7 protein-coding genes and 1 rRNA gene are annotated in these 6,216 nt (G+C 70.6%); all 8 read right to left on the reverse strand.

Features of this window, described 5'->3' with window-relative positions:
* Positions 1-7 precede the first annotated feature (7 nt).
* Positions 8-1,057: an NAD-dependent epimerase/dehydratase family protein gene (locus IEY78_RS31955; RefSeq protein WP_189104319.1), complete on the reverse strand. Its 1,050-nt coding sequence runs from the start codon at positions 1,055-1,057 to the stop codon at positions 8-10.
* Positions 1,058-1,256: 199 nt separating this feature from the next.
* Positions 1,257-1,355 (reverse strand): 30S ribosomal protein bS22, encoded by a 99-nt coding sequence (locus tag IEY78_RS31960; protein WP_003948845.1) that lies wholly within the window; start codon positions 1,353-1,355, stop codon positions 1,257-1,259.
* A gap of 119 nt (positions 1,356-1,474) precedes the next feature.
* On the reverse strand, positions 1,475-1,684 hold the full coding sequence (locus tag IEY78_RS31965) for a helix-turn-helix domain-containing protein (protein ID WP_154073984.1): 210 nt from the start codon (positions 1,682-1,684) through the stop codon (positions 1,475-1,477).
* A 129-nt stretch (positions 1,685-1,813) separates the two neighbouring features.
* Entirely contained in the window at positions 1,814-2,629 is an 816-nt protein-coding gene (locus tag IEY78_RS31970) for a phosphatase (protein ID WP_189104320.1), read from the reverse strand.
* 181 nt (positions 2,630-2,810) lie between these two features.
* The gene (locus tag IEY78_RS31975; RefSeq protein WP_189104322.1) at positions 2,811-3,986 is read right to left on the reverse strand and encodes an acetoin utilization protein AcuC; all 1,176 of its coding nucleotides are present in this window, start codon (positions 3,984-3,986) and stop codon (positions 2,811-2,813) included.
* Positions 3,955-5,193, reverse strand: a complete 1,239-nt coding sequence (locus tag IEY78_RS31980) for an MFS transporter (protein WP_189104324.1) — start codon at positions 5,191-5,193, stop codon at positions 3,955-3,957. The genes IEY78_RS31975 and IEY78_RS31980 overlap by 32 nt, the downstream gene beginning before the upstream one ends.
* Before the next feature lie 139 nt (positions 5,194-5,332).
* Positions 5,333-5,986 carry an HAD family hydrolase gene (locus IEY78_RS31985; RefSeq protein ID WP_189104325.1) on the reverse strand — a complete coding sequence of 218 codons (654 nt, stop codon included), beginning with the start codon at positions 5,984-5,986 and terminating at the stop codon, positions 5,333-5,335.
* A gap of 145 nt (positions 5,987-6,131) precedes the next feature.
* Positions 6,132-6,216 (reverse strand): 5S ribosomal RNA (rrf, locus tag IEY78_RS31990); the annotation flags it as partial.

The raw sequence follows: 6,216 nt of genomic DNA on the forward strand, positions 1-6,216 counted from the left end.
GAACTCCTCACTGGCTCTGGCCGCCGCGTGCGGGGAGCACGCCGGCGAGCCGGTCGACGGTGCGGGCGAGGGACGCGGGCGGCAGCAGCCCGGGTCCGCGACTGCGGGCGAATTCCGCGAAGGTCTCCGCCGTCGTGTACTTCGGCCGGAATCCCAGTGTCTCGCGCATCTGCGTCGTCTCGACGACCCTGCCGTGCGTGAGCAGCCGGATCTGCTCCGGTGAGAAGTCCGTGATGCCGACGGACCGCAGCGCCGTACCGGCCCAGGTCACCGTCGGCAGGAGCAGCGGGACGGTGGGCCGCCCCAGCCGCCGGGCGGTCTGCGACAGCAGCAGCACCCCGTCCCCGGCGATGTTGAACGTGCCGCTGTTGAGCGTGCCGCGGCGCGGCGCGGCGGCGGCGATCCGCAGGACCGCGATGGCGTCGTCCTCGTGGACGAACTGCAGCCGCGGGTCGTAGCCGAGGACGGTGGGCCACACGGGCAGCGAGAAATACTCCGCGAGCGGGGAATCCGCGCACGGCCCGAGGATATTGGCGAAGCGCAGCACACACACCGCCACGTCGGGCCGGCGCCGGGCGAAGCCGCGGACATACCCCTCGACCTCGACGATGTCCTTGGCGAAGCCACCGCTGGGCAGCGACTTCGGCGTGGTGGTCTCGGTGAAGACGGCGGGGTCCCGGGGCGCGGAGCCGTAGACGCTGGTGCTGGACTTGATGACCAGCCGCTGCACCTTCGGGGCCTTCTGGCAGGCGCCGAGGAGCTGCATCGTCCCGATGACGTTGGTTTCCTTCACCGAGGCGCGGCCGCCGCGCTTGCCCAGCGGTGTGCCGTTGATGTCCATGTGGATGACGGTGTCGACGCCCGTCTCGGCCAGCACCCGCGCGATGGCCGGATGCCGGATATCGGCCTTGAGGAATTCCGCGCCGCCCAGATGGTGTTCCGGTGCCACGGCGTCGACCCCGATCACCCGGTCGACATCCGGATCGCGCTGGATACGGCGGACGAACCGCCCGCCCAGCTGCCGTGCGACTCCCGTGACGAGCACGACCCTGCCCAAGATCAGGACTTCCTTCCCGCCGCGACTTCCGCCTAGCCGAGCTGTGCCGACCACGCTATCGGGTCGTTGTTGCGCGGTGATGACCACAGGATGCCCGCGGGCGCATTTCCGCCCGACCACCGTCCATACGGCCCACAACGCACCGCAGCCCCCCGTCGCACAAGGCGATGGGGGGCTGCGAATTCGCGATCAGCGTCGCTTACTTCTTGTTGCGACGCTGAACACGGGTGCGCTTGAGCAGCTTGCGGTGCTTCTTCTTCGCCATCCGCTTGCGCCGCTTCTTGATAACAGAGCCCACGACTACCCTCGCTCACTTCGATTACTCGGTGCGGGGCGTCCGAGCCCACACTACCTACATCGCGCCAGCCTACCCGGCGCCGGGCGAACGGCGTAATCCGAGGGTCGGCAAAGGTCCCGTCAGGCCGATTCCACCCCCACAAAGGACTCGCGGAGGTAGTCGTGCACCGCCTGCTCCGGAACCCGGAAAGACCTCCCCACGCGAATCGCGGGCAGATGACCACTGTGCACCAAGCGGTACACGGTCATCTTGGACACCCTCATCACCGTGGCGACCTCCGCCACGGTCAGGAACACAACCTCGTTCAGAGGCCTCTGCTCTGCAGCCATGCCACACCTGCACCTTCCGCATAAGACGGGTCACCGGCTTCCCCTCCGGTGACTCTTCGTCGCCATGCGCTCACTCCCCAGATTAGGGGCGGGTGATGCGAGTGGGGAAGAGGAGCAGCGAACAGCCCTCTATCGGGACAGACTCGCCCGATTAAGGACATAGCGCGCCAGCGGTCGATACGACGCCGCACACACCGCGTCGTCGAGCGGCACCACCTCGGACACCCGCCCCTCGGCCTCGCCGACGAACAGCGCCGGGTCGTCCGTATCGGCCAGCCCGATCGCCTCGATACCCAGCTGACCTGCCCCGCAGACCCAGCCGTGGTCCCCGATGACCAACGCCGGCAGCGGCCCGGAAGCGTCCGCCGCGGCCGCCAGAACGGTCCGCACCGGCAGCGGCGAATGGGTGTGCACGCCCCCCACCGCGGGCGCGCCCCGCACGCCTGCTTCTCGCATCAGCGCGACTCCCCGTACGTAGTCGAGTGTGCAGGTACGTACGCCGAACCGGGTCGCTATGTCGACACGGACGCCATACGCCGAGGTGAGAACCGGGCAGCCCGCCGACGAGAGAGCGTCTGCGAGGGCGGCGTAGAACCCCAGCAGCCGGTCCGGATGGCCGGTGCCCAGCAGCACCGGGACCCGCCGGCCCGCCGCCTCCGCCACCCGGTCGGCGAACCGGTCCAGTGCCTCGATCGTCCGGTCGGGATCGACCACATCCGGGCCGGAAGTGTGCGCGGGATCGGCCGAAACCCCGCACTTCTGCCCCATCAGTCGCAGTACTTCACCCAGCGACCACTCCCGCACGGGATCCAGCCCCAGCAGCACCCGGGGATCGCGTGCCGCGAAGAGCCGGTAGCGCGCCAGGCTCTTCTCCCGCAGGGTCGCGATCGTCCCCGCGAGCCGCGCCTCGATCAGGTGCGCCCGCAGCGCACCGGTAGCCAACACAGGACCCATACTGTCCGGTTGGTCGGCCTACGGGTGCCCCGACCGACGGGTAGTCACACATCCGTGGGGCCCCGCACCGGATACCGCCCCACAGGAGCTGCCGCGGGCCCGAGGAGCCGACGGCCCGCACACCCCGGGGCACGGCATGACAGCACGTCAGGGGCCCGCTCCCGGCCGCGCGCTACGGCAGCAGCCCGTGCGACGGGAACACCGCACGGCGGGTGGCCAGCACCGCCTGGTCCAGCCGGTCGGCCGGGTCGTAGCCGTCGTCGACGAAGTCCCGCCACTGCGGCGTGCGCCCGTCCGTCATCCGCTGCGGGGCCAACTGCCGCGTCCTGCGGAACACTTCGTGCCGCCAGGACTCCGGCACCATCGTGGCCGGGTCGATCGGCCGGCCCGCCGCGATCGCCGTCAGATGCGTCCAGCTGCGCGGCACCACGTCCACCACGGCGTAGCCGCCACCGCCGAGCGCGACCCACCGGCCGTCCGCGTACTGGTGCGCCAGGTCGTGACAGGCCTCGGCCACCGCACGCTGCGCGTCCAGGCTCACCGCGAGGTGCGCCAGCGGGTCCTCGAAGTGGGTGTCCGCGCCGTGCTGGGACACGATCACCTGCGGCCGGAAGGCCCCCAGCAGCTCCGGCACCACCGCGTGGAAGGCCCGCAGCCAGCCCTCGTCGCCGGTCCCGGCCGGCAGCGCCACATTCGCCGCGGTGCCCTCCGCGCCCTCCCCGCCGGTCTCCTCCGGCCAGCCGGTCTGCGGGAAGAGCGTCCGGGGGTGCTCGTGCAGCGAGATCGTCAGGACCCGCGGGTCCTCCCAGAACGTCGCCTGCACCCCGTCGCCGTGGTGAACGTCCACATCGACGTACGCGACCCGTTCGGCGCCCAGCTCCAGCAGCCGGGCGACCGCCAGCGACGCGTCGTTGTAGATGCAGAAGCCGGCGGCTCCGCCCGGCATCCCGTGATGCAGCCCGCCGGCGAAGTTCACCGCGTGCGCCACATCGCCGCGCCAGACGGCCTCCGCCGCGCCCACCGACTGCCCGGCGATCAGCGCGGACACCTCGTGCATCCCCGCGAACGCCGGATCGTCCGCCGTCCCGAGCCCGTACGAGAGATCCGCCACGGCCGGGTCCGCCGAGGCCCTGCGGACCGCGCCGATGTAGTCCTCACGGTGCACCAGCCGCAGGGTCGAATCCCCCGCCGGCTTGGCCGCGACCACCTCCAGCGGCCCGCGGTCGAGCTCGAACGCCTCCACCAAACGCATGGTCAGCGCGAGCCGGACCGGGTCCATCGGATGCCCGGACCCGAAGTTGTAGCCCGTTACTGCCTCATCCCACATCAGCTGTGCGCGGCCGCTCATGCCCGTCACCGTATCGGGCCTCCGGCGCCCCGAACGAACGGGCATACACCAACGTCACCAGCACCAGGGCCATCGGGACGAGCATCGCCCCCCGATAGCTCCACGCATCGCCCAGCGCCCCCACCAACGGCGAGCCGATCAAAAAGCCCACATAGTTGAAAATATTCAGCCGCGCGACGGCCGTGTCCGAAGCCCCCGGCCCGTACTTCTCGAAGGCGAGCCGCCCGGCCGCGGCGAACGTCTGCGGCACGATCACACACAGCCCCAGCCCCAGCAGGGTGAAGCCCGCCATCCCGGCCCACGGCCCGGGCGCCGCGGCCACCACCGCGAACCCGCCCGCCGCGACCACCGCCCCGCACCGCACCACCGCGACCGCCCCGAAGCGCCGCACCCCCAGGTCCCCCACCACCCGCCCGAGCAGCGTGGTGACCATGTAGACGTTGTACGGGACGGTGGCCAACTGCTCCGAGCTCCCCAGGACGTCCTGCAGATACTTGGCACTCCAGTTGGAGACCGTCGAGTCCCCGATGTACGTGATGGCCATCACCAGGCACAGCGGCAACAGCAGCCGCATCGCCAGCGGCACGGCAGCCACCCCGTCCGCCCCGGCCCCCGCGGCCGGCACCGTCCGCTCCCGGTCGACGAACCACCGGCCCACGACCAGGGCCAGCGGCAGCAGCACCGCCACCACCGGCCCGTACAGCAGCTCCAGCGACAGCTTCCAGTGCGCCCCGGCCCAGGCCAGCGAGGACCCCACGATGCCGCCCAGGCTGAACGCCGCGTGGAACCCGAGCATGATGCTGCGCCCGTACGCCCGCTGCAGACTCACCCCGAGCATGTTCATCGAGGCGTCCAGGGCACCCACCGACAGCCCGAACACGGCCAGCGCCACCGCCACCTGGGCCGTCGTGCCGACCGACCCGACACCCACCAGCGCCAGGCACACCACGGGCTGCACACACCGCAGCACCCGCCCGGCCGGCACCCGCTTCACCAGCTGCTCGGTGACGACACTGCCCACGCCCGCCAGCACGGGCACCGCCGCCAGGAACGCCGGCAGCAGCGCGTCCGATATTCGGTACCGCTCCTGGATCGCGGGTATCCGGGTCACGAGGAGGGCGAAGACCGCCCCCTGGACGAAGAAGCTGAGGGCGAGCGAGATCCGTCCGTGCCGCAGCTGCGCATCTGGTACCCGAGGGGCCGTCATGGCCGCTCAGCCTAGAACTCCCCCCTACCACTGGGTAGATGGATCACCACACCAATTCGGACAGCGGCGACCGGGCGCCTGCTGACCGACTGCTGGGCCGACTCCCGTCCGAGTACTGTCCGTCTGCCGGCCGGTGTGCCTACCGCAGCAGCTCGGGCAGCTCCGCCATCCGGCCGAACAGCCCGCTGCCCGCGCCGGCCTCCGTCAGCTTCTCTGCCGACGTCATCGCGGTGAACCCGTAGACGTCCATCCCCGCCGCGACCGCGGCCCGCACCCCCAGCGGACTGTCCTCGATGACCACACACCGCTCCGGCGCCACCCCCATCTCCCGTGCCGCATGCTCGAAGAGGTCCGGCGCCGGCTTCCCCCGCCCCACGTCCTGCGCGCTGAAGACCCGCCCCGCCGGAAACCACCGGTCCAGCCCCGTCGTCCGGTGCCCCACACGGATCCGCTCATGGCTGCCGGAGGAGGCGACACAGTACGGAACGCCGTCCGCGTCCAGCTTCTCCAGCACCTCGGCCACCCCGGTCACCGGCCGCAGCTCCCGCTCGAACGCCTCGAAGACCCGGCCGTGGAAGACCTCGTCGAAGTCCTCGGGCAGCCGCCGCCCCGTCCGCTCCAGGACCAGCTCATGGATACGGTGCATCGCCGACCCCATGAAGTCGCGTATCGACTCCTCGTACGAGGTGGGATGCCCCAGCTCGGTCAGATAGCCGGCCAGGATGGTGTTGGAGAGGGGTTCGCTGTCGACGAGCACACCGTCGTTGTCGAAGATGACCAGGTCGTATCGCATGCCCCGAGCTTAGGCACACCCACTTCCTGGAATGGGTGCCGTCTGGAATGGGTGCTGTCTGGAGTGGGGGCTGTCTGGAATGGATTCTGTCCCGGAACGCAGAAAAGCCCCGCACCATACGGTGCGGGGCTTTCCCACAATGATTGTTCGGCGGCGTCCTACTCTCCCACAGGGTCCCCCCTGCAGTACCATCGGCGCTGAAAGGCTTAGCTTCCGGGTTCGAAATGTAA

It is taken from the genome of Streptomyces kronopolitis (genome assembly GCF_014646275.1).
Taxonomy (GTDB): Bacteria; Actinomycetota; Actinomycetes; order Streptomycetales; family Streptomycetaceae; genus Streptomyces; species Streptomyces kronopolitis.

Bases quoted from the DNA above. Each gene is read 5' to 3' on its own strand.
- IEY78_RS31975 (WP_189104322.1), bottom strand. From the start codon at position 3,986: ATGAGCGGCCGCGCACAGCTGATGTGGGATGAGGCAGTAACGGGCTAC.
- IEY78_RS31985 (WP_189104325.1), bottom strand. From the start codon at position 5,986: ATGCGATACGACCTGGTCATCTTCGACAACGACGGTGTGCTCGTCGAC.
- IEY78_RS31965 (WP_154073984.1), bottom strand. From the start codon at position 1,684: ATGGCTGCAGAGCAGAGGCCTCTGAACGAGGTTGTGTTCCTGACCGTG.
- IEY78_RS31980 (WP_189104324.1), bottom strand. From the start codon at position 5,193: ATGACGGCCCCTCGGGTACCAGATGCGCAGCTGCGGCACGGACGGATC.